The sequence below is a fragment of the Nocardia sp. NPDC004068 genome, from assembly GCF_042874315.1.
In the GTDB taxonomy this organism is placed as follows: domain Bacteria; phylum Actinomycetota; class Actinomycetes; order Mycobacteriales; family Mycobacteriaceae; genus Nocardia.
Genome location: NZ_JBIAMW010000006.1, coordinates 111,730 through 130,663, shown reverse-complemented (window position 1 = coordinate 130,663; position 18,934 = coordinate 111,730). Strand labels below are relative to the sequence as shown.

The following is an 18,934-nucleotide window of genomic DNA, read 5'->3' as shown; positions in this document are numbered from 1 at the left end:
GGGCACGAGGACCGGGGGATCAGCACCCACGGCCTGGGCACAAGGAACAAGGGGTCAGCACCCATGGCCTGGCCACAAGGAACAGGACCACGGCCCGGGCACAAGGAACAGGGGACAGCACCACGACCTGGGCGTAAGGGGTAGGAGTGCCACGGCCCGCGCACGAGGACCAAGCCTCAGTCCGGCCCCTCCCGCAGCTCCTCCTCCAGAGCCCGCTTCCGCTCGACCCGCCGCCGCGCGTCGTAATCCCGCATCCGCTGCGGATACCCCGTCCGCGCCACGTCGTACACCGGGATCCCCAGCCACCCCGCCAACCGCCGCGCGCCCTGCTCGCCGACCACACGGCGGGTCCATTCGCCGTCGGCGGCCACCAGAACCGCTGTGACATCGGTCACAGTGGTCTTCGGTTCGACGTAGGCTTCCACCCCCGTGTGGGTGCGAACCCAGTCCGCCAGATACCGGGTATCGCCCGCGTCGGCCACGCCGCGCGAGCCGCCGCGGCGGAAACGATCCAGCAAACCCATCCCCGCCTACCTCTCTTCCTGCACCGGAGACGTTCACACCCGGTGCATCGATAGTGCCAGGAAATTGGACAATCCCGGCCGGTGTGCGGGGCGGCGTTCTCGCCCAACACGGCCGCCCTGTGGTACGTACCGACACGGCGAGTGCAAGGATGGGAAGCCGGAACAAGAACCCACGGATCTCCGGTGCCACACAAGAGTGTTCGGGTGGCGTTCGGACAATCGCCGCGACCCGCGGCGGGCGTCCGCCGAGAGACGAACTGTTGTAGACCCGTCGAGCAGTTAGAGGAGTCAACGGACATGGCCTTCTCCGTCCAGATGCCAGCTCTTGGTGAGAGCGTCACCGAGGGCACTGTGACCAGGTGGCTGAAGCAGGAAGGAGACACGGTCGAGGTCGACGAGCCCCTGCTCGAGGTGTCCACCGACAAGGTCGACACCGAGATCCCGTCGCCCGCGGCGGGCGTGCTGACCAAGATCGTGGCCCAGGAGGACGACGTCGTCGAGGTCGGCGGCGAACTGGGCGTGATCGGCGACGCGAACGAGGCCCCGGCCCAGCAGTCCGCCCCCGCTCCCCAGGCCGAGCATGCCCCCGCGCAGGAGCCCGAGCCGCAGCCCGAGGCGCAGCCGGAACCCGCGCAGCAACCGGCCCAGCAGCAGCCCGCCGCCTCCGGCTCCGCCGACGGCACGCCGGTGAAGATGCCCGAATTGGGCGAGTCTGTCACCGAGGGCACGGTCACCCGGTGGCTCAAGCAGGTCGGCGATCAGGTCGAGGTCGACGAGCCGCTGCTCGAGGTCTCCACCGACAAGGTCGACACCGAGATCCCCTCGCCGGTCGCGGGCACGCTGCTCGAGATCAGCGCGGAGGAGGACGACGTGGTGTCCGTGGGCGGTCAACTCGGTGTGATCGGCTCCGGTCAGCCCGCCCAGCAGCAGGCGCCCGCGCCGCAGCCGGAGGCGCCGAAGCAGGAGGCCCCCAAGGCCGAGCCCGAGCCGCAGCAGGCGCCCCAGCAGCAGGCGCCACAGCAGCAGGCCGCGCCGCAACAGCCGCAGCAGCAGGCGCCGCAACAGCAGGCCCAGCAGCAGCCGCAGCAGGCCGCACCCCAGCAGCCGAAAGCCGAAGCGCCGCAACCGAAGACGCAACCGTCCTCGACCGACTCCGGTAACGCGGACTCCCCCTACGTCACCCCGCTGGTGCGCAAGCTCGCCGCCGAGCACAATGTCGACCTCGCGAACGTGAAGGGCTCCGGCGTCGGCGGCCGCATCCGCAAGCAGGACGTTCTCGCCGCCGCCGAACAGCAGCAGGCCCCCGCGGCTCCCGAGCCTCAGGCCCCGGCCGCCGCGCCGAAGGCCCCCGCCGCCGCGTCCTCCGCGCCCGCGGCCACCGCCGGTGTCCGCCCGCAACTGCAGGCCCTGCGCGGCACCACCCAGAAGGCCAGCCGCATCCGGCAGATCACCGCGACCAAGACCCGCGAGTCGCTGCAGACCACCGCGCAGCTCACCCAGACCCACGAGGTCGACGTCACCAAGATCGCCGCGCTGCGCGCCAAGGCCAAGGACGCCTTCGCCAAGCGCGAGGGCGTGAACCTGACGTTCCTGCCGTTCTTCGCCAAGGCCGCGGTCGAGGCGCTGGGCGTGCACCCGAACGTCAACGCGTCCTACAACGAGGACACCAAGGAGATCACCTACCACTCGGCCGTCCACCTCGGCATCGCCGTGGATACCGAGCAGGGCCTGCTTTCCCCGATCATCCACAACGCGAGCGACCTCTCGCTGGCCGGGCTGGCCCGCGCGATCGCCGACATCGCCAACCGCGCCCGCACCGGCGGCCTGAAGCCGGACGAGCTGGCCGGGGGCACGTTCACGATCACCAACATCGGCAGCCAGGGCGCGCTGTTCGACACCCCGATCCTGCTTCCGCCGCAGTCGGCGATGCTCGGCACGGGCGCGATCGTCAAGCGGCCCATCGTGATCGCCGAACACGGTGACGAGTTCATCGGCATCCGCTCGATGTGCTACCTGCCGCTGACCTACGATCACCGCCTCATCGACGGCGCCGACGCCGGTCGCTTCCTCACCACGATCAAGCATCGGCTCGAGGAAGCGGCGTTCGAGGCGGATCTGGGCCTGTAGGTCGCCCTCGGATGAGGGTGGTGATCGCCGGTTCGTCCGGCGCGATCGGGACGGCGCTCGTGGCCGCGCTTCGGCGCGACGGGTACGAGGTGCTGCGGCTGGTGCGCCGTCCCGCCGCCGCCCGCGACGAATTCGAATGGGATCCGTCGCGGGCGCAGATCCCCGACCGGGCCCTGCGGGGTGCGGACGCGGTGGTGAATCTGTGCGGGGCGAGCGTGGGCGCGCGCCGCTGGGACGGCCGCTACAAGCAGGTGCTGCGCGACAGCCGCATCGTCCCGACCGACGTGCTGGCCACCGCGGTCGCCGCCGCGGGCGTGCCGACGCTGATCAACGCGAGCGGCGTGCACTACTACGGGGGCGGTACGGGAGATCGGATAGTTACCGAAACCCATTGCGCCGGAACGGGTTTCCTGGCCCGGCTCTGCGCCGACTGGGAGGCGGCCACCACCCCCGCCGCCGAGGCCGGGGCCCGCGTGGTCCTGCTCCGCAGCGCCCTGGTCCTGTCCCGCCACGGCGGCCTGCTGGACATGCTGCGCCCGCTGTACTCCCTGGGCCTCGGCGGCCGCCTCGGCAACGGCCGCCAGTACGTCCCCTGGATCTCCCTCGACGACGAGATCGGCGCCCTCCGATACCTGTTGGCGGACACCACGATCCACGGCCCCGTCAACATGACCGGCCCCGCCCCCGTGACCAACGCCGAATTCACCCGAGCCCTCGCCCGAGCCCTCCACCGCCCCGCCCCCTTGGTCTTCCCCTCCCCCGCCCTCCGCCTCCTCCTCGGCGAATTCGCCCAGGAGGCAATCCTCCACGGCCCCCGAGCCATCCCCACGGTCCTCGAGGAAGCGGGCTACCCCTTCCACCACCACACCATCGGCCAGGCCCTGTCGACCATCCTCCCCTGACCACCCCTCCACCTCGTCTCCAGCAAGCCCACGTCCCCCGGTCCCCCAACCCAACCGCATCAGCCTTCAGAAGAAGCCCACTTCCCCAGGTCCTTCAACCCAACGCACCAGCCTTCAAAAGCCCACTTCCCCCAGGTTCGGCAGCCCCAGCCGCACCCTTTATTCGAATCCGCACCCCTTACAGGGCACAGAAAGGGGTGCGGATTCGAATAAGGGGTGCGGCTGGGCTGCCGGGCCTGGGGTGGTTAGCGTGGGGGTGTGATCATCAGGGATGCGCGGGAGGGGGATCTCGGGGGGATCGTGGCGATTCATAATGCGGCCGTTGCCGATACGACGGCTATCTGGGATGAGGAGCCGGTGGATGTGGAGGAGCGGGGGGAGTGGTGGCGGGGGCGGGTGGGTGCGGGGTATCCGGTGTTGGTGGCCGAGGTGGAGGGGGTGGTGGCGGGGTATGCCAGTTACTCGCAGTGGCGGCCGAAGGTGGGGTTTCGGTTCAGTGTGGAGAATTCGGTGTATGTGGGGGCGGATTTTCAGGGGCGTGGGGTGGGGGCCGCGTTGCTCGGGGGGTTGATCGAGCGGGCGCGGGGGTCGGGGAGCGTGCATGCGATCGTCGCGGCCATCGAGTCGGGTAATGCGACCTCCATCCGGTTGCACGAACGGTTCGGGTTCCGGATCGTCGGTGAGTTGCCGGAGGTGGGGTGGAAGTTCGGGCGGTTTCTGGACCTCACGTTCATGCAGCTCACGCTGGCCGGGCCGTTGGGTGAGGAGAGCTAGGCCCGGCTATAGGGCGCTTCGGGGCCACGAGCAAGGGACGCGCGCCTCCCACCGGGCCGTTTCGGGACCACGAGCGAGCGGCGCGCGGCCTCCGGCCGAACCCATCGAGACCGCCAACGAGCCTTAGGCAACGTTCCACCAGACCGCCCCGAGATCGGACAGGAGCAACTCCCATCCCCCGCCCTATCGCCCACGTCACACCACCCCAACGCACCCCCCACCCCCAATTCCCACCGGCGTAGCATCAATCCAGTGACCTCAGTCGACACCCCGACATCGAAGGACGGCGGCCAGAACCCGGCCCAGCCGAACGGACGCAAGCTGCTTCGTATCGAGGCACGCAATGCCGAGACGCCGATCGAACGCAAACCCAAGTGGATTCGCACCCGCGCGACCATGGGACCGGAGTACTCCGAACTCAAGGGTCTGGTGAAACGCGAAGGGCTGCACACGGTTTGCGAGGAGGCGGGCTGTCCGAACATCTTCGAATGCTGGGAGGACCGCGAGGCGACCTTCCTCATCGGCGGCGAACAGTGCACGCGCCGTTGCGATTTCTGCCAGATCGACACCGGTAAGCCCGCCGCGCTGGACCGCGACGAGCCCCGCCGCGTCGCCGAGAGCGTGCAGGCGATGGGCCTGCGCTACTCGACCATCACCGGCGTCGCCCGCGACGATCTCGACGACGGCGGCGCCTGGCTCTACGCCGAGACCGTCCGCGCGATCAAGCGGCTCAACCCGCACACCGGCGTCGAACTGCTGATCCCCGACTTCAACGCCGACCCCGATCAGCTCGCCGAGGTCTTCTCCGCGCGCCCGGAAGTGTTGGCGCACAACCTCGAGACGGTCCCCCGGATCTTCAAGCGCATCCGCCCGGCCTTCCGCTACGAACGCTCCCTGTCGGTGCTCACCGCTGCCCGCGAGGCCGGTCTGGTCACCAAGTCCAACCTCATCCTCGGCATGGGCGAAACCCCCGAAGAGGTCACCCAGGCCATGCGCGACCTGCACGAGGCGGGCTGCGACATCCTCACCATCACCCAATACCTCCGCCCCTCCCCCCGCCACCACCCCGTCGACCGCTGGGTGAAGCCGGAGGAGTTCGTCGAACACTCCCGCGTCGCCACCGAACTCGGCTTCGCGGGCGTCATGGCCGGACCGCTGGTCCGCTCCTCCTACCGCGCGGGCCGCCTCTACGCCCAGGCCCTCGCCCACCACGGCCGTACCCTTCCCGTAGAGATGGCGCACCTGGCCGAGGAGGGCAGCGCGGCCCAGGAGGCGACGTCGGTGCTGGCCCGCTTCGGGTCGTAACCCTCACTCCGCCCGACCGTAGGCGTGCCTGCGCCGGATCTCCCGATTCCCCGACACACCGCCCTCCCCAGTGGGAAGCTCGGATGAACCGCACATGTCGTACTCCGGGAGCGAGGGCCACATGGTCGACAAGGCGAGCGCGGTCGAACACCCCGCGGACATTCGGAACGTGGTGCTGGTCGGGCACAGTGGGTCCGGGAAGACGACGGTGGTGGAGGCGCTCGCCGTGGCCGCCGGGGCGGTGCCGCGGGCGGGGCGGGTCGAGGACGGGACCTGTGTGTCCGACTATGACGACATCGAGCAGCGGCAGCATCGGTCGGTGCAGTTGTCGGTGGTGCCGGTGTCCTGGGACGGGATCAAGATCAATCTGGTGGATACGCCGGGATACGCCGACTTCGTCGGGGAGTTGCGGGCCGGGCTGCGCGCCGCGGACGCGGCGCTGTTCGTGATCTCGGCCGCGGCGGGGGCCGAGGGGGTCGGCGGGCAGACCCTCGCCCTGTGGGAGGAGTGCGCCGCGGTCGGCATGCCGCGCGCGCTGGTGATCACCCATCTCGACGCCGCGCGCGCCGATTTCGACGAGATGGCCCGCACCTGTCGCGATATCCTCGGCGGCGGCGCGTCGGAAAGCATGCTGCCGCTTCATCTGCCGGTGTACGGGCCCGCGTCCGCCGACGGCCATCGTCCGGTCACCGGTCTGGTCGATCTGCTCACCGAGCGCGTGTTCGACTACTCCGCGGGCGAGCACACCCGTACCGAACCCACACCCGAGCAGCGGTCCGAACTCGACGCCGCGCGCGGCCGGCTCATCGAGGGCATCATCGCCGAGAGCGAGGACGAGACCCTCATGGACCGCTACCTCGAGGGCGCCGACATCGACCTGCCGACCCTGGTCACCGACCTCGAACGCGCCGTGGCCCGCGGCAGCTTCCACCCCGTCCTCACCGCCGCGCCGCCCCCCGAGGGCGCGAAACAGGGCCTGGGCACGGTCGAGATACTGGATCTGATCACGCGCGGATTCCCCACGCCCGCAGAGCATTTCGTCGCCGCGAGCCACCCCGCCGACGGTTCGCCGCCCGCTCGGCTGGCCTGTGATCCGCACGCCCCGCTCGCGGCGGAGGTGATCCGCACCGCCTCCGATCCCTACGTCGGGCGGCTGTCGCTGGTGCGGGTGTTCTCCGGCACGCTGCGCCCGGACGAGACGGTGCACATCTGCGGTCACGGCCCCGACGTCGAGCGCGATCACGACCTGGACGAGCGGGTGGGAGCGGTCTCGGCCCCGTTCGGCAAACAGCAACGCCCGCTCGCCCAGGCCATCGCCGGGGACATCGCCTGTGTCACCAAACTCGGTCACGCCGAGACCGGAGACACGTTGTCCGCCAAGGATTCTCCGCTGCTCATCGAGCCCTGGCAGCTGCCCGAACCGCTGCTGCCGGTGGCGGTGCGGGCGCATTCGAAGGCCGACGAGGACAAGCTGTCCCAGGGCCTCGGCCGCCTGGTCGCCGAGGATCCGACCGTCCGGCTCGAACAGAACGGCCAGACCCATCAGCTGGTGCTGTGGTGCCTGGGCGAGGCGCATCGCGACGTCGCCCTGGAACGGCTGCGGTCGCGATTCGGCGTGCGGGTCGACACCATCGAGCACCGGGTGGCGCTGCGGGAGACGTTCGCGGGCACCGCGACCGGGCGCGGCCGCCACGTCAAACAGTCCGGCGGCCACGGCCAGTACGCCGTCTGCGAGATCGAGGTGTCCCCGCTGCCGGAGGGTTCGGGCATCGAATTCGTCGACAAGGTCGTCGGCGGAGTCGTTCCACGCCAATTCATTCCGTCGGTGGAGAAGGGCGTGCGCGCCCAGGCCGCCCGGGGACTGATCGCGGGCTACCCCCTCGTCGACGTCCGCGTCACCCTCTACGACGGCAAGGCCCATTCGGTCGACTCCTCGGATTCGGCCTTCCAGACCGCGGGCGCCCTCGCCCTGCGCGAGGCCGCCGCGGCCGCCCGCCTCGACCTGCTCGAACCCCTCGCCGAGGTCCGGGTCACCGTCTCCGACGACTATCTGGGCGCGGTCCTGGCGGACCTGTCCGGCCGTCGCGGGCGCGTCCTCGGCACCGAACCGGTCGCCCCCGGCCGCAGCGCCGTCCGCGCCGAGGTCCCCGAACTCGAGTTGAGCCGCTACGCCATCGACCTGCGCTCGCTCTCGCACGGCACGGGCCGGTTCACCCGCTCCTACATCCGCCACGAGCCCATGCCGAGCCAACTCGCCGACGGCATCAGAACGCGGGCGACGGCCTCGGCCTGATCGTCGCGCCCGAACCGGACGGTCCGGCTGCGGAACCCGGCCCGCGTTCCCACTATCCTGAGAACCATGGCAGCAGGTAAGGGCGGTAAGCCGTCGAAGGAAGCGAAGGCCGCGGCGAAGGCGGCGCGCCGGCAGGCGTCGAAGGAGCGGCGTCAGCAGCTCTGGCAGGCGTTCCAGATGCAGCGCAAGGAAGACAAGCTGCTGCTGCCGATGATGATCGGCGCGCTGGCCGGCATCACGCTGGTGCTGTTCGTGATCGGCCTGTTCTTCGACCTGCAATGGTTCCTGCTGCCGATCGGCCTGATCCTGGGCGCGCTGGTGGCGTTCATCATCTTCGGCCGCCGGGTGCAGCGCAACGTCTATGCCAAGGCCGAGGGCCAGGCGGGCGCGGCCGCGTGGGTGCTGGACAACCTCCAGGGCAAGTGGCGCGTCACCCAGGGCATCGCGGCCACCACCCAGCTCGACGCCGTGCATCGCGCGATCGGCCTGCCCGGTGTCGTCCTGGTCGGCGAGGGCTCCCCGCAGCGCGTGAAATCCCTGCTGGCCCAGGAGAAGAAGCGCACCGCGCGCCTGGTCGGCGACACCCCGATCTACGAGATCGTCATCGGCAACGAGGAGGGCCAGGTCCCGCTGAAGAGTTTGCAGCGCTACCTGACCAAACTCCCCCGCAACATCGACACCAAGCGCATGGACCTCATCGAGGGCCGCCTCAGCGCGCTGGCCACCCGCGGCGGTCCCGCGCTGCCCAAGGGCCCGCTGCCCGCGGGCGCGAAGATGCGCGGCGTGCAGCGCACGATCCGCCGCCGCTGATCACCGCGACCGGATCAGTGCCGTTCCCGTAGCCCGGTCGTGCATGCCCCGCCCGTCGGAATCGGTGAACAGGGCGGGGACCACGAACACGAGCAGCACCTGCCGGGCCAGCGCCCGCACGATCCCCACGGGCGCCTCGGCGTCGACGCGGATCACCCGCATCCGCAGGAAGAACTGTCCCGGGGTGAACCCGAACAACGTCACCGTGACGAGTCCGATCACGAACCACACCAGCAAGGTGACGGTGTTGAGCGACCCGCTGCCGTGCACGAACAGCGCCGCGATTCCCATGGCGATGAACCAGTCGACGAACAACGCCACGATCCGCTTGCCCATCGGCGCCAGCGACCCGGCCCCGGCCTCCGGCAGGCCCAGCAACTTGCCCGGATACTCGTCGGGCCCGGGCTGCCCCGGATCGGCCGCGCTCGGCCCGGACAGCCAGGAACCCGTAATTCGTGCCATGCTTCCCAGCTTAGGCAGCCCGCGACCGTCGTCCGCGTCACACCGGCCCGGGCGGTACACTTCGGCGGCACGCGGAACGACTCGCCGATGTTGACCGAACCTTTGCCAGCGCACCCGGGCGCCCGCGCTCGAGCCGATGGCAGGATATGCCTGCCAGGCAGCACGTGTAACACTGGCGAAACACAGGCTTGACTGTCGGGAAACACCGCATCCATAGCGTTCTGCGACGAACCCAGCACGCGGCACTGGCTGGGAACCGATCCGGTAAGGAGTACTAAGTGGCGTTCAGCACGGCCGACGAGGTCATCAAGTACATCAAGGAGGAGGAGGTCGAGTACGTCGACGTCCGGTTCACCGACCTCCCCGGTGTGCAGCAGCACTTCTCGATCCCGGCGAAGACCTTCACGGCCGATCTGGCCGAAGAGGGCCTGGCGTTCGACGGATCCTCCGTGCGCGGTTTCCAGTCGATCGACGAGTCGGACATGTTGCTGCTACCCGACTTCAGCACCGCGCGTATCGATCCCTTCCGTGCGGCGAAGACGCTGAACCTGAACTTCTTCGTGCACGACCCGTTCACCCGGGAGGCCTACAGCCGCGATCCGCGCAACATCGCCCGCAAGGCCGAGGAGTACCTGCGCTCGACCGGTATCGCCGACACCGCGTACTTCGGTCCCGAGGCGGAGTTCTACATCTTCGACTCGATCCGCTACGACTCGGCGATGAACGGCGCGTTCTACGAGATCGAGTCCATCTCGGGTTCGTGGAACACCGGTGCGGAGTTCAACCCGGACGGCACCCTCAACCGCGGCTACAAGGTCCGCAACAAGGGCGGCTACTTCCCCGTCGCGCCCTACGACCACTACGTCGACCTGCGCGACAAGATCTCGACCAACCTGCAGAACGCGGGCTTCGAGCTCGAGCGCGGCCACCACGAGGTCGGCACCGCCGGTCAGGCCGAGATCAACTACCGCTTCAACACCCTGCTGGCCGCGGCCGACGACCTGATGCTGTTCAAGTACGTCGTCAAGAACACCGCCTGGGCCGAGGGCAAGACGGTCACCTTCATGCCGAAGCCCCTGTTCGGCGACAACGGCTCGGGCATGCACGTGCACCAGTCGCTGTGGAAGGACGGCAAGCCGCTGTTCCACGACGAGGCCGGTTACGGTGGCCTGTCGGATCTGGCCCGCTGGTACATCGGCGGCATCCTGCACCACGCCCCCTCGCTGCTGGCCTTCACCAACCCGACGGTGAACTCCTACCACCGCTTGGTCCCCGGCTTCGAGGCCCCCATCAACCTGGTCTACTCGCAGCGCAACCGCTCCGCCGCCGTCCGCATCCCGGTCACCGGCAACAACCCGAAGGCCAAGCGCCTCGAGTTCCGCGCCCCCGACTCCTCGGGCAACCCGTACCTGGCCTTCGCCGCCATGCTGATGGCCGGCCTGGACGGCATCAAGAAGAAGATCGAGCCCGCGGCCCCCGTCGACAAGGACCTCTACGAGCTCCCCCCCGAGGAGGCCAAGAACATCCCCCAGGCCCCCACCAGCCTCGCCTCGGTCATCGACCGCCTCGAACAGGACCACGAGTACCTGACCGAGGGCAACGTCTTCACCGACGACCTGATCGAGACCTGGATCCAGCTGAAGCGGGACAACGAGATCGCGCCGGTGAATTTGCGGCCGCATCCGTACGAGTTCGAGCTGTACTTCGACGTGTAAATCGTTGCGCGACAGCTAGTTCCGAGGCCCCAGCCGAATCCGGCTGGGGCCTCGCCCTTTTCCTACTTCGCCCCCCGACGCGACAACGCCTGCGTAGCAATCGATGTCGCCGCCCGGCAAGCCTCCCCCGCCTCACCCTGAACCGGAAGAAGCACCTGCGTATACAGCAATTCGCTGAACGCCACCCCGTTATCGGACCGATGCTCCCCGGGCCACGGATCCCAACTCTTCGTCGGCGTGGTGACCACGCATCGCCCGGCCCCGTTCGTCGCGCTGATATCCCATACCCGCGACGGAAAGCCGTTGATGGTGGCCCGTTTACCCATGAACAGCTTCGGATCGTCGAGCATCACCGAAATCATCGCCCCGGGCGGCATGTCCGAACCGTCGTCGGCCCGCCACTGACAGTCCTGTTCGGCGGGGGCGGATTTGTCGGTGAGGCCGGTGAGATGCACCGTGCTTTCGACCTCCGGCAATGGGATCGAGCCGCACAGGTCGTATCCGTGCAGTGAATCGCTGGGGTAGGTGAGGTGCTTGTAGGCCCCGTGTCGCATTGCCGCGACAATGGCGTCGACGGCGTGATCCCGCGCCGGGCACGGGTCGACCTCCGGAAGCGGCCGCCCGTTGCGGTCGGCGGTCGCGTGCACCTGGACTCCCTGCCCACCGGACAGCCGGACCGTCGCATCACACCACGCACCGTCGTGTGACGTGCCCTTGGTGACGCGTACCGGCCCGCGATCGCTCGACACCGCGTCCGGTGCGACGAGGTCGGCCGTGTGCGCGCCGAGGATCGTCCACAGCGCGATTCGACTCCCCTCCTCCTTACCCACCGGCCGCAGATTCAGATTGCACCGGACGAAGTTCGACGGTTCGATCGTCATTCTCGTCTCGACACTCTTCAGATCCGCGAAGGCGTCCGGCGTCACGAATCCACACGGATCCAATGTCGTCATGTCACCGATCGACGGGGCCGCCACCGGAGTATCGGGATCACAACCCGCCCCCAGACAGACAACGAAAAGCACTGCGACGAAACACCTTACGGCCCCGCCGATCCGGCGACGATGAATCAAGACCCCTCCGAAACTTCCGTGAGAACCAAGCGGTTGAAAAACGCCGTCACCCCGCGATGCGGGGCGGACCGAAGTTGCCCAGATCGAGATCGGCGAGCCGAATCTCGGATTCCGGCCCCCGGAAAGCGACCCGCAGCACACCCGACTCGACCACACACGTCGGCCTGCCGCCCGCGCCCTCGTCGAGCGGCCACCGAGTACGAGTCGCGATGGCCACGTCGTCCCGAAACTCGCTGAGCCCGTGCTCGACCCCATCACAACCCGCGTCGAGCCGTTCGAGGGCCGCGCCCAGATTCCTCGAGGCGACCAGCCGCGCGCGGCCGTCGACAACCTCCAACAGCAACAGAGACCCATCGAACGACTCGATGCTGAACGGCGTAGCGATCAGCGCGTCGAGTTCGCGCGCGAGGTGAGCGATCACCACGTGCGGTACGCCGCCGCCGAAGGCCGTCGGGATCCGCATATTCCCCTCCGTCTTCGCATCGCGCGCTGCCCGGTGGAGCGCGTCGATTACTTGGACGCGCCGGGTGCGCCCCCGGTTCCCTCCCTGTTGTCCACGCCGGATCTCACTGAGCACATCGCCCAGTCCCGATCAGTGAGCCGTTGCCTCGCAACGCCTTCGGAGCCGCGGCGCGCGCACCTACTGTCCCCCGGCATGAAGATTTCGTTGATTCCCTGGGCGGGAGCCGTTTTCGCCGTCCTCGCGTTGACCGCGACCGGCGTCTCCGCCCAGCCCTCGGCCCAGGCCGCCCCGACCAGGATCGATCTCCAGGGCGCCGTGAACACCCGTGACATCGGCGGCTACCGCACCTACGACGGCAAAACCGTCAAGTCCGGCAGAGCCATTCGCTCCGATGCCCTCAACGCCCTCACCGACGCCGACCTGGGGACACTCGGCCGCCTGCACCTGAAGCAGGTGATCGATCTGCGCACCCCGGCCGAGGTCGGCGCGCAGGGCGCGGATAAGGCGCCGCCGGGAGTCGCCGTCGTCGCCCGTCCGATCAGTGACACCGGGATGTACCTCCGGATGCTCCAGCTCATCCAGTCCCGCGACCCCCAGCAGCAGGAGGCCGCTCTCGGCAACGGCGGCGCGGAGCGGATCATGCGCACCATGTACGCCAGCTTCGCGACCGATCAGGCCACGAAAGACGCACTGGGACAGACGATCCGGGACCTCGCGAACACCGACGCGCCCACCCTCTACCACTGCACCGCCGGGAAGGACCGCACCGGCTGGCTGACCTACGTGACCCTGCGGGCGATCGGCGTGCCGGAGGGGACGGCGCGCCAGGACTATCTGTTGTCGGACCAGTACCGCGCCGCCACCGACGCCAAGCTACGGGAACAGGTGAAACAGGCGGGGCTGATGACGAATCCGGATCTGCTGATCCCGTTGCAGGAGGTGCGCGCGGACTATCTCGACACCGCGGTCGAGCAGATCGGCGACTTCGGCCACTATCTCACCGACGAGCTGGGCCTGGATCCGGGCACGATCCTGCGCTTACGCAAGAACCTGGTCGGCTAGGACACGACGAAGCCCCGGCGCCGCGCCGGGGCTTCGGTCGTTCAGAAGTGCGGGTGGCAGCCCAGGGAGGCGCTGTACACGGCGGGCGGTCGCTGGGCGGCCGCCAGGTTCCGGCGTTCCTCGCCGGTGAGGCGGTGCCGGGTCAGCGAACGCACGGCGTAGTCGCGGAGGGCGGGGAGCCAGGGCCGGTGTTCACCGGTGCGAAAGTGTGGACGGATCATCGAGATTCACTCCCCTCGGACTGCTGACGCGTGATGCTGGACTGCCCAGGGTAAACCCAAATAAACCCGAACTCCAGAGAAAATTCAGGGAAACGGGAGATGAACTTTCAGAACACTCGTCGCCGGGCCATCGGCCCCAGCGCGGTGAGGTCCAACTCCCCCGACACCTCGGTCCACCCCATGGCCCGCAGATCCGCGGGCGCCTCCACGCCGAGCGCGTCGTGCAGGCCGTAGGCGACCGCACCCGCCAACTGCAACAGGCCCTTTCGGGAGATCGGCCAGAACAGCGTACGGTGCCAGTTCTCGATCTCGTGCGCCGGGACCGGTGCGCTCCAGCCCAACTCGCGTAATCGGCGCTCGGCGGTGGCCGGGATGGGTTCGGCCAGATAGTGATTGCCGGTCAGCTCGACGGTGAGCCGGATGTCGTACTGGAGGAACTGCACGTAGCGGTTGCCGGGGGCCGCGATGACCAGGGTGGCTCGGGAGGGCAGGTCGGCGAGACAGCGAGCCAGCGCACGCGCGAATTCGTCCCAGTCCGTTGCCACAGCTTCGCTCATTCGTCCCCCGGCGCGCCCATTCACCGTTGGGCCGATCATACGCCGTCCAGACGATGGCGTCGCCGAATTATTTTGCCTTGTAGCGCTTTCCGGAACCGATCTCGCGGGCCGTTTGCCGGATTCGAGAGATTTCTTGCGGTCGGGCCCGCGCGCGGACCGGAGCAGTCTTGCGACAACCGCGAGAGAGTGAGAGGATCAGATACAAATCCTCTCAAGTAGTCGAGTGGTCGAAGGAGATCACCATGACCGCGTCCGTCGCACCCATCGAACGAGACACCCGGCCGCAGCGGCGGCCCTTCGGCCCCGGCTCCCGCATGTGGGAGGAGACCGGGCTGATCACGTTCTCGCTGACCGCGGGTTCGGCGTTCCTGTTGCAGACCATGGAACCGTCGATCGCGGCCGTGGTGGACGAGCACTCCTCCTTCCGCACCGATCCGATGGGCCGGGCGATGCGCAGCGTCGCGTCGGTCATGATGTGGATCTACGGCGGCGAGGAGGCGTTCGCCGAGACCGAGCGCCTGCGCGCGCTGCACGCCTCGCTCAACAGCACCGATTCGAACGGGGTGCGGCACAAGGCGTTGTCGTCGGGTCCGTGGGCGTGGGTGCTGCACACCGGGATCTACGCCTACGTCGAGGGCAATCGCTACTTCACCCGCGCGCCGCTGACGCAGGCGGACAAGGAGGAGTACTACCGGGAGAGCGTGCAGCTCATGCGCAATCTCATGGTGGCGCCCAAGGAGATTCCCGCGACCTACGCCGAGTGGGAGAGGTTCTTCTTCGAGAAGGTCGAGGGCCTCGAACCCACCCCTGTCGCCTACGACTACCTGCGCGTCATCCGCACGATCGCCCCGCCGAAGGGCCTACCGCGACCGCTGCGTCCGCTGTGGCGGGTCGCCGCGTCGCCCGTCGGCCGATTGCAGTACTTCTTCACCGTCGGCACGACCCCCGATGTCATCCGCCGCAAGCTCGGCCTGAGCTGGTCGCCCGCCGACGAACTCACCCTGCGCGCGCTGGGCTGGTTCATCGGCCGCGGGGTTCCGCTGCTGCCGGAACGCCTGCGGTACTTCCCGATCGCCTTCGAGGCCCGCCGGTTGGAGCGTGACCGGGAACGGCTGCGCAAGGTGATCGACTTCCGGCCGCTCTGAGCCGCACGGCTTTCAAAGGGTCCCCGAGGACCGCACGGTTCGTCGTGAGGGGTTGGCACCGACGGCACCGTGCTCGCGGCGCAACGCCGCGACACCCCGGTTCCGGGGGCTGGACCTGCGGGCGGACAGGTCCGATAGTCCTAGGGTGAGCCGGACTTCGATCTTGTGGGCCTTGGTGGGGCTGGTGTTGGTGGCGGGTTCGGCCGCACCGGTGACCGCGACGGCCGCGCCGAGTGTGCCGTATCAGTGGCGGCAGGAGTTCCTCGACGCGGCCGACGGCACTCGGCTGCACGCGGATGTGTTGCGGCCCAGCGGAATTCCGGACGACGCGCGGACGCCGGTGGTGATGACCGTGAGCCCGTATCGAGCCCATCTCGCGTACCTGACCAATCCGCGACCCCAGGGCGGGCCCTCGACGGAGAACCTGCTGACCGAGATGTTCCTGCAAGCCGGGTACACCTACGTGATCGTGGATCTGCGCGGCTACGGCGGATCGAGCGGCTGTCCGGACTTCGGCGGTCCCGGGGAGCGGTCGGATGTGGCGACGGCGGTGGAATGGGCCGCGCGGCAGCCCTGGTCGACGGGGCGGGTCGGGTTGTACGGGACCTCCTACGAGGGGTGGACCGGTTTGATGGGCCTGGCCGCGAAACCGCAGGGGTTGGCGGCGGTGGCCGCCTTCGAACCCGTAGTCGATCCGTACTCCTACCTGTACATGCAGGGCGTCTCCTGGAAGTTCTCCGGAAAGCCGGTGACCGAGAGCGGGGTTCGCCCGGCCGATATGGCGGGACTCGAACATCTGCTGATCTCGGCGACACCCGCTCATCCCGGCGATCCCGCCGAGTACCAGGCGCACGCCGACCGCAATCCGCTCGAATGCGCCCAGCCGTTCCTGTCGGAGACCGCCGATCACGACGGGACCTCGGCGTTCTGGCGGGATCGGGATCTCGTGGAACGCCTGCGCGGCGACACGATTCCGCTGTTCCTGGGTCAGGGGTTCGTCGACTACAACACACGCGCGTATCGGGTCTTCGATCTGTGGAACGGGCTCGGTCCCGGCGAGCACAAGGCGTGGTTCGGGCAGTGGGGGCACCGGACCTGTCATATCGACTGCGGCACACCGCAATTCGACACCGAGCTGTTGGCCTTCTTCGACCGGCACGTCGCCGGGAAGGCGGTGGACGTTCCCGGACCGCGGATCACCGTGGGCCGGTTCGACGGGTCGTGGCGCGGCGAGAACGCCTGGCCGCCTGCCGATTCCGCGCGGGTCGCGGTGGCGCTGCGCCCGGGCTCCTACACCGACCGCGGGCTGCTGCCCGGACCGGATCGGGAGTTCTGGTCGGTGTCGCAGCCGCTGCCCACCGATCAGCATCTGGCCGGGATCCCGACGGCCACCCTCACCCTGCACGGGCCGCCCGACGCCACGGTCGCGGTCGAACTCTACGACATCGATCCGAGCGGGCGGGCCACCGTCATCACGCGCGGCATCGCGCCCGTGCGGGATACGGCCGAGGTACGGCTGCTGGGTCAGGATTGGCTGGTGTCCGCGGGGCATCGGATCGGATTCCGTGTGACCGATGTCGTGGACGACGTGTGGTCGCACACTCCTGCCGACGCGCGGGTGACGGTGGACGCCGCGCGGGTCGAGCTGCCGCTGGTGCTCGGCGAGCGGCGCGGCGACGTCGAGGGCATCGTCACCGACGGCATCGTGAAGTGGCGCGCGGAGAAGACCGTGACCGTTTCGCCGGATGTGCTGAAGAATGCAACGGTGGACGTCTCCTTCCCCGATCGCATTCCGAACCGATGAGCGCGCACCTACCGGCCGCCGACGACGACACCGCCGAACGGCTCGCCGCCGCCCTGCGCTGCGCGACCGTGTCGACCGAGGACGGCGCATCCGCCGACGCCGAGTTCGAGAAGCTGTCCGACCTGCTGGAACGGTCGTATCCGCTGGTGCACGAGCGGCTCGAGCTCGAGCTGTTCGGCCACAGCCGCCTGTACCGTTGGGCCGGAACCGAATCCGGCACGGCCGCCATCCTGCTCGGGCACATGGACGTGGTCCCGGTCGACGACGAGGCGCGCTGGACCCATCCGCCGTTCGCGGGGGTGATCGACGGCGAATTCGTCTGGGGGCGGGGCGCGATCGACGACAAGAGCCGGGTGCTGGCGATCCTCGAGGCCGTCGAGGCGGCGCTCGCGGCCGGGCGGCGACCGCGGCGCACGGTGTATCTGGCGTTCGGGCACGACGAGGAGGTCTTCGGCCTCGGCGGCGCGTCCCGCATCGCCGCGGTACTGCGCGAGCGCGGGATACGTGCGGATCTGCTCCTGGACGAGGGCGGGGTGATCCTGTCCGGCACGACCGGGGTGCGGCGGCCGGTCGCCTCGATCATGGTCGGTGAGAAGGGTTGGGCGACGGTGCGACTCGCGGTGAGCGATCCGGGCGGGCATTCATCGATGCCCGGCAAGCGGACCGCCGTCGGGCGGATCGCGCGGGCGGTCACCCGGGTTCAGGAGCATCCGATGCCGCTGCGGATGACACCCACGGTCCTCGACATGCTCGACCGCATCCGGCCCGGCCTGCCGCTGCCGCTGCGCGCCGCCCTCGGGACGCTCCCGCACGGCGGCCGCGCGGTCGCCCGCGTCCTGGCGCTGCGCCCGCAGACCGAGGCGCTGGTCCGCACGACGACCGCGCCCACGGTCATCCACGGCGGCGTCAAGGCCAACGTCCTGCCGCAGCACGCCGAGGCACTCGTGAATTTCCGCATCCTGCAAGGCGATTCGGTCTCCGACGTGCTCACCCACTGCCGCCGAGCGATCCGCGACCGCGAGGTCACCATCGACCTCCACGGCCTCTCCTCCGAACCTTCCCCCCTGAGCCCCCCGGGCCCCGCCTTCACCCTCCTCGCCGACCTGACCCGCTCCCTGGTCCCCGAAGCGATCATTACCACCGGAATAGTCCCCGGTGCCACCGACTCCCGCCACTACGAGGGCCTAGCCACCGCCCGCTACAACTTCGCCCCCATAATCCTGACCAACACCGACCTGTCCCGAATCCACGGCACAGACGAACGCCTGTCCCGCCTGAACTACGCCCGCCTGATCGAATTCAACAAGCGATTACTGGACGAACTCACGGAGATCCCCGCCGCTCGCTGACGCTCGCGGCGGGGAACAGGGGGGTTCGCCTCCGCGGAGAGCGGAGATGCGCCTCGGCTAGGAGCGGAGGTTCCGCCCAGCCTGGAGCGAAGACGCGCCCAGAGCCGAAAGCGGAGATGCAGCCCCTGGGAGCAGAATCCGCCCTGACCGAGAGCAGAGATGCGGCCCAGCGGGAAGCGGAAATACACCCCGACCGAAAACGGAGATGCGGCCCAGCCAGGAGCGAAAAGCGCCCGACCGGGAGCGGAGGTGCGGCCCAACGGGAAGCAGAGAGCACCCCGGCGGGGGCAGAGGTGACGCCCAGCCGGAGCAGAGATGCGCCCCGGCCGGGAGCGGAGGTGTGCCTCA

At 69.1% G+C, this 18,934-nt stretch carries 17 protein-coding genes; 11 read left to right on the top strand and 6 right to left on the bottom strand.

Annotated elements, in window-relative coordinates; all coding sequences use genetic code 11:
- Positions 1 to 176: 176 nt before the first annotated feature.
- A complete protein-coding gene (locus ACFYTQ_RS16645; protein WP_387361511.1) occupies positions 177 to 524 on the bottom strand; it encodes an oxidoreductase in 348 nt (115 codons plus the stop codon).
- A gap of 297 nt (positions 525 to 821) precedes the next feature.
- Between ACFYTQ_RS16645 and sucB the strand changes: the two genes are divergently transcribed.
- From sucB to ACFYTQ_RS16615, 6 genes are all read left to right on the top strand, one after another.
- Positions 822 to 2,651, top strand: a complete 1,830-nt coding sequence (gene sucB, locus ACFYTQ_RS16640) for a 2-oxoglutarate dehydrogenase, E2 component, dihydrolipoamide succinyltransferase (protein ID WP_387361509.1) — start codon at positions 822 to 824, stop codon at positions 2,649 to 2,651.
- Between the two features lie 11 nt (positions 2,652 to 2,662).
- A complete protein-coding gene (locus ACFYTQ_RS16635; protein ID WP_387361507.1) occupies positions 2,663 to 3,553 on the top strand; it encodes a TIGR01777 family oxidoreductase in 891 nt (296 codons plus the stop codon).
- A gap of 258 nt (positions 3,554 to 3,811) precedes the next feature.
- Positions 3,812 to 4,327: a GNAT family N-acetyltransferase gene (locus ACFYTQ_RS16630; protein ID WP_387361505.1), complete on the top strand. Its 516-nt coding sequence runs from the start codon at positions 3,812 to 3,814 to the stop codon at positions 4,325 to 4,327.
- A 252-nt stretch (positions 4,328 to 4,579) separates the two neighbouring features.
- A complete protein-coding gene (gene lipA, locus ACFYTQ_RS16625) occupies positions 4,580 to 5,632 on the top strand; it encodes a lipoyl synthase (RefSeq protein WP_387361503.1) in 1,053 nt (350 codons plus the stop codon).
- A 94-nt stretch (positions 5,633 to 5,726) separates the two neighbouring features.
- A complete protein-coding gene (locus ACFYTQ_RS16620) occupies positions 5,727 to 7,925 on the top strand; it encodes an elongation factor G-like protein EF-G2 (RefSeq protein ID WP_387361501.1) in 2,199 nt (732 codons plus the stop codon).
- Between the two features lie 66 nt (positions 7,926 to 7,991).
- Positions 7,992 to 8,735 (top strand): DUF4191 domain-containing protein, encoded by a 744-nt coding sequence (locus ACFYTQ_RS16615; RefSeq protein ID WP_387361499.1) that lies wholly within the window; start codon positions 7,992 to 7,994, stop codon positions 8,733 to 8,735.
- Here the strand turns inward: ACFYTQ_RS16615 and ACFYTQ_RS16610 are convergent, their stop codons facing one another.
- A complete protein-coding gene (locus ACFYTQ_RS16610) occupies positions 8,736 to 9,197 on the bottom strand; it encodes an RDD family protein (protein WP_387361497.1) in 462 nt (153 codons plus the stop codon).
- 278 nt (positions 9,198 to 9,475) lie between these two features.
- Between ACFYTQ_RS16610 and glnA the strand changes: the two genes are divergently transcribed.
- Positions 9,476 to 10,912, top strand: a complete 1,437-nt coding sequence (glnA, locus tag ACFYTQ_RS16605) for a type I glutamate--ammonia ligase (RefSeq protein WP_387361495.1) — start codon at positions 9,476 to 9,478, stop codon at positions 10,910 to 10,912.
- A 62-nt stretch (positions 10,913 to 10,974) separates the two neighbouring features.
- On the opposite strand, the gene ACFYTQ_RS16600 is transcribed toward glnA, so the two are convergent.
- Positions 10,975 to 11,985, bottom strand: a complete 1,011-nt coding sequence (locus tag ACFYTQ_RS16600) for a hypothetical protein (protein WP_387361493.1) — start codon at positions 11,983 to 11,985, stop codon at positions 10,975 to 10,977.
- A gap of 46 nt (positions 11,986 to 12,031) precedes the next feature.
- Positions 12,032 to 12,448 carry a hypothetical protein gene (locus ACFYTQ_RS16595; protein ID WP_387361491.1) on the bottom strand — a complete coding sequence of 139 codons (417 nt, stop codon included), beginning with the start codon at positions 12,446 to 12,448 and terminating at the stop codon, positions 12,032 to 12,034.
- Positions 12,449 to 12,640: 192 nt separating this feature from the next.
- Between ACFYTQ_RS16595 and ACFYTQ_RS16590 the strand changes: the two genes are divergently transcribed.
- Positions 12,641 to 13,510 (top strand): tyrosine-protein phosphatase, encoded by an 870-nt coding sequence (locus ACFYTQ_RS16590; RefSeq protein ID WP_387361489.1) that lies wholly within the window; start codon positions 12,641 to 12,643, stop codon positions 13,508 to 13,510.
- Between the two features lie 41 nt (positions 13,511 to 13,551).
- Here ACFYTQ_RS16590 and ACFYTQ_RS16585 read toward each other — a convergent pair whose 3' ends face one another.
- Entirely contained in the window at positions 13,552 to 13,731 is a 180-nt protein-coding gene (locus ACFYTQ_RS16585) for a hypothetical protein (RefSeq protein ID WP_387361487.1), read from the bottom strand.
- 107 nt (positions 13,732 to 13,838) lie between these two features.
- Positions 13,839 to 14,288, bottom strand: a complete 450-nt coding sequence (locus ACFYTQ_RS16580; protein ID WP_387361485.1) for a hypothetical protein — start codon at positions 14,286 to 14,288, stop codon at positions 13,839 to 13,841.
- A 242-nt stretch (positions 14,289 to 14,530) separates the two neighbouring features.
- Here ACFYTQ_RS16580 and ACFYTQ_RS16575 point away from each other — a divergent pair, with 242 nt between their 5' ends.
- The 3 genes from ACFYTQ_RS16575 (at position 14,531) to ACFYTQ_RS16565 (ending at position 18,586) form a co-directional block, all read left to right on the top strand.
- A complete protein-coding gene (locus tag ACFYTQ_RS16575; protein WP_387361484.1) occupies positions 14,531 to 15,433 on the top strand; it encodes an oxygenase MpaB family protein in 903 nt (300 codons plus the stop codon).
- Between the two features lie 145 nt (positions 15,434 to 15,578).
- Entirely contained in the window at positions 15,579 to 17,237 is a 1,659-nt protein-coding gene (locus ACFYTQ_RS16570) for a CocE/NonD family hydrolase (protein WP_387361482.1), read from the top strand.
- Positions 17,234 to 18,586, top strand: a complete 1,353-nt coding sequence (locus tag ACFYTQ_RS16565) for a M20/M25/M40 family metallo-hydrolase (protein WP_387361480.1) — start codon at positions 17,234 to 17,236, stop codon at positions 18,584 to 18,586. Before ACFYTQ_RS16570 ends, ACFYTQ_RS16565 begins: the two co-directional genes overlap by 4 nt.
- Positions 18,587 to 18,934 lie beyond the last annotated feature (348 nt).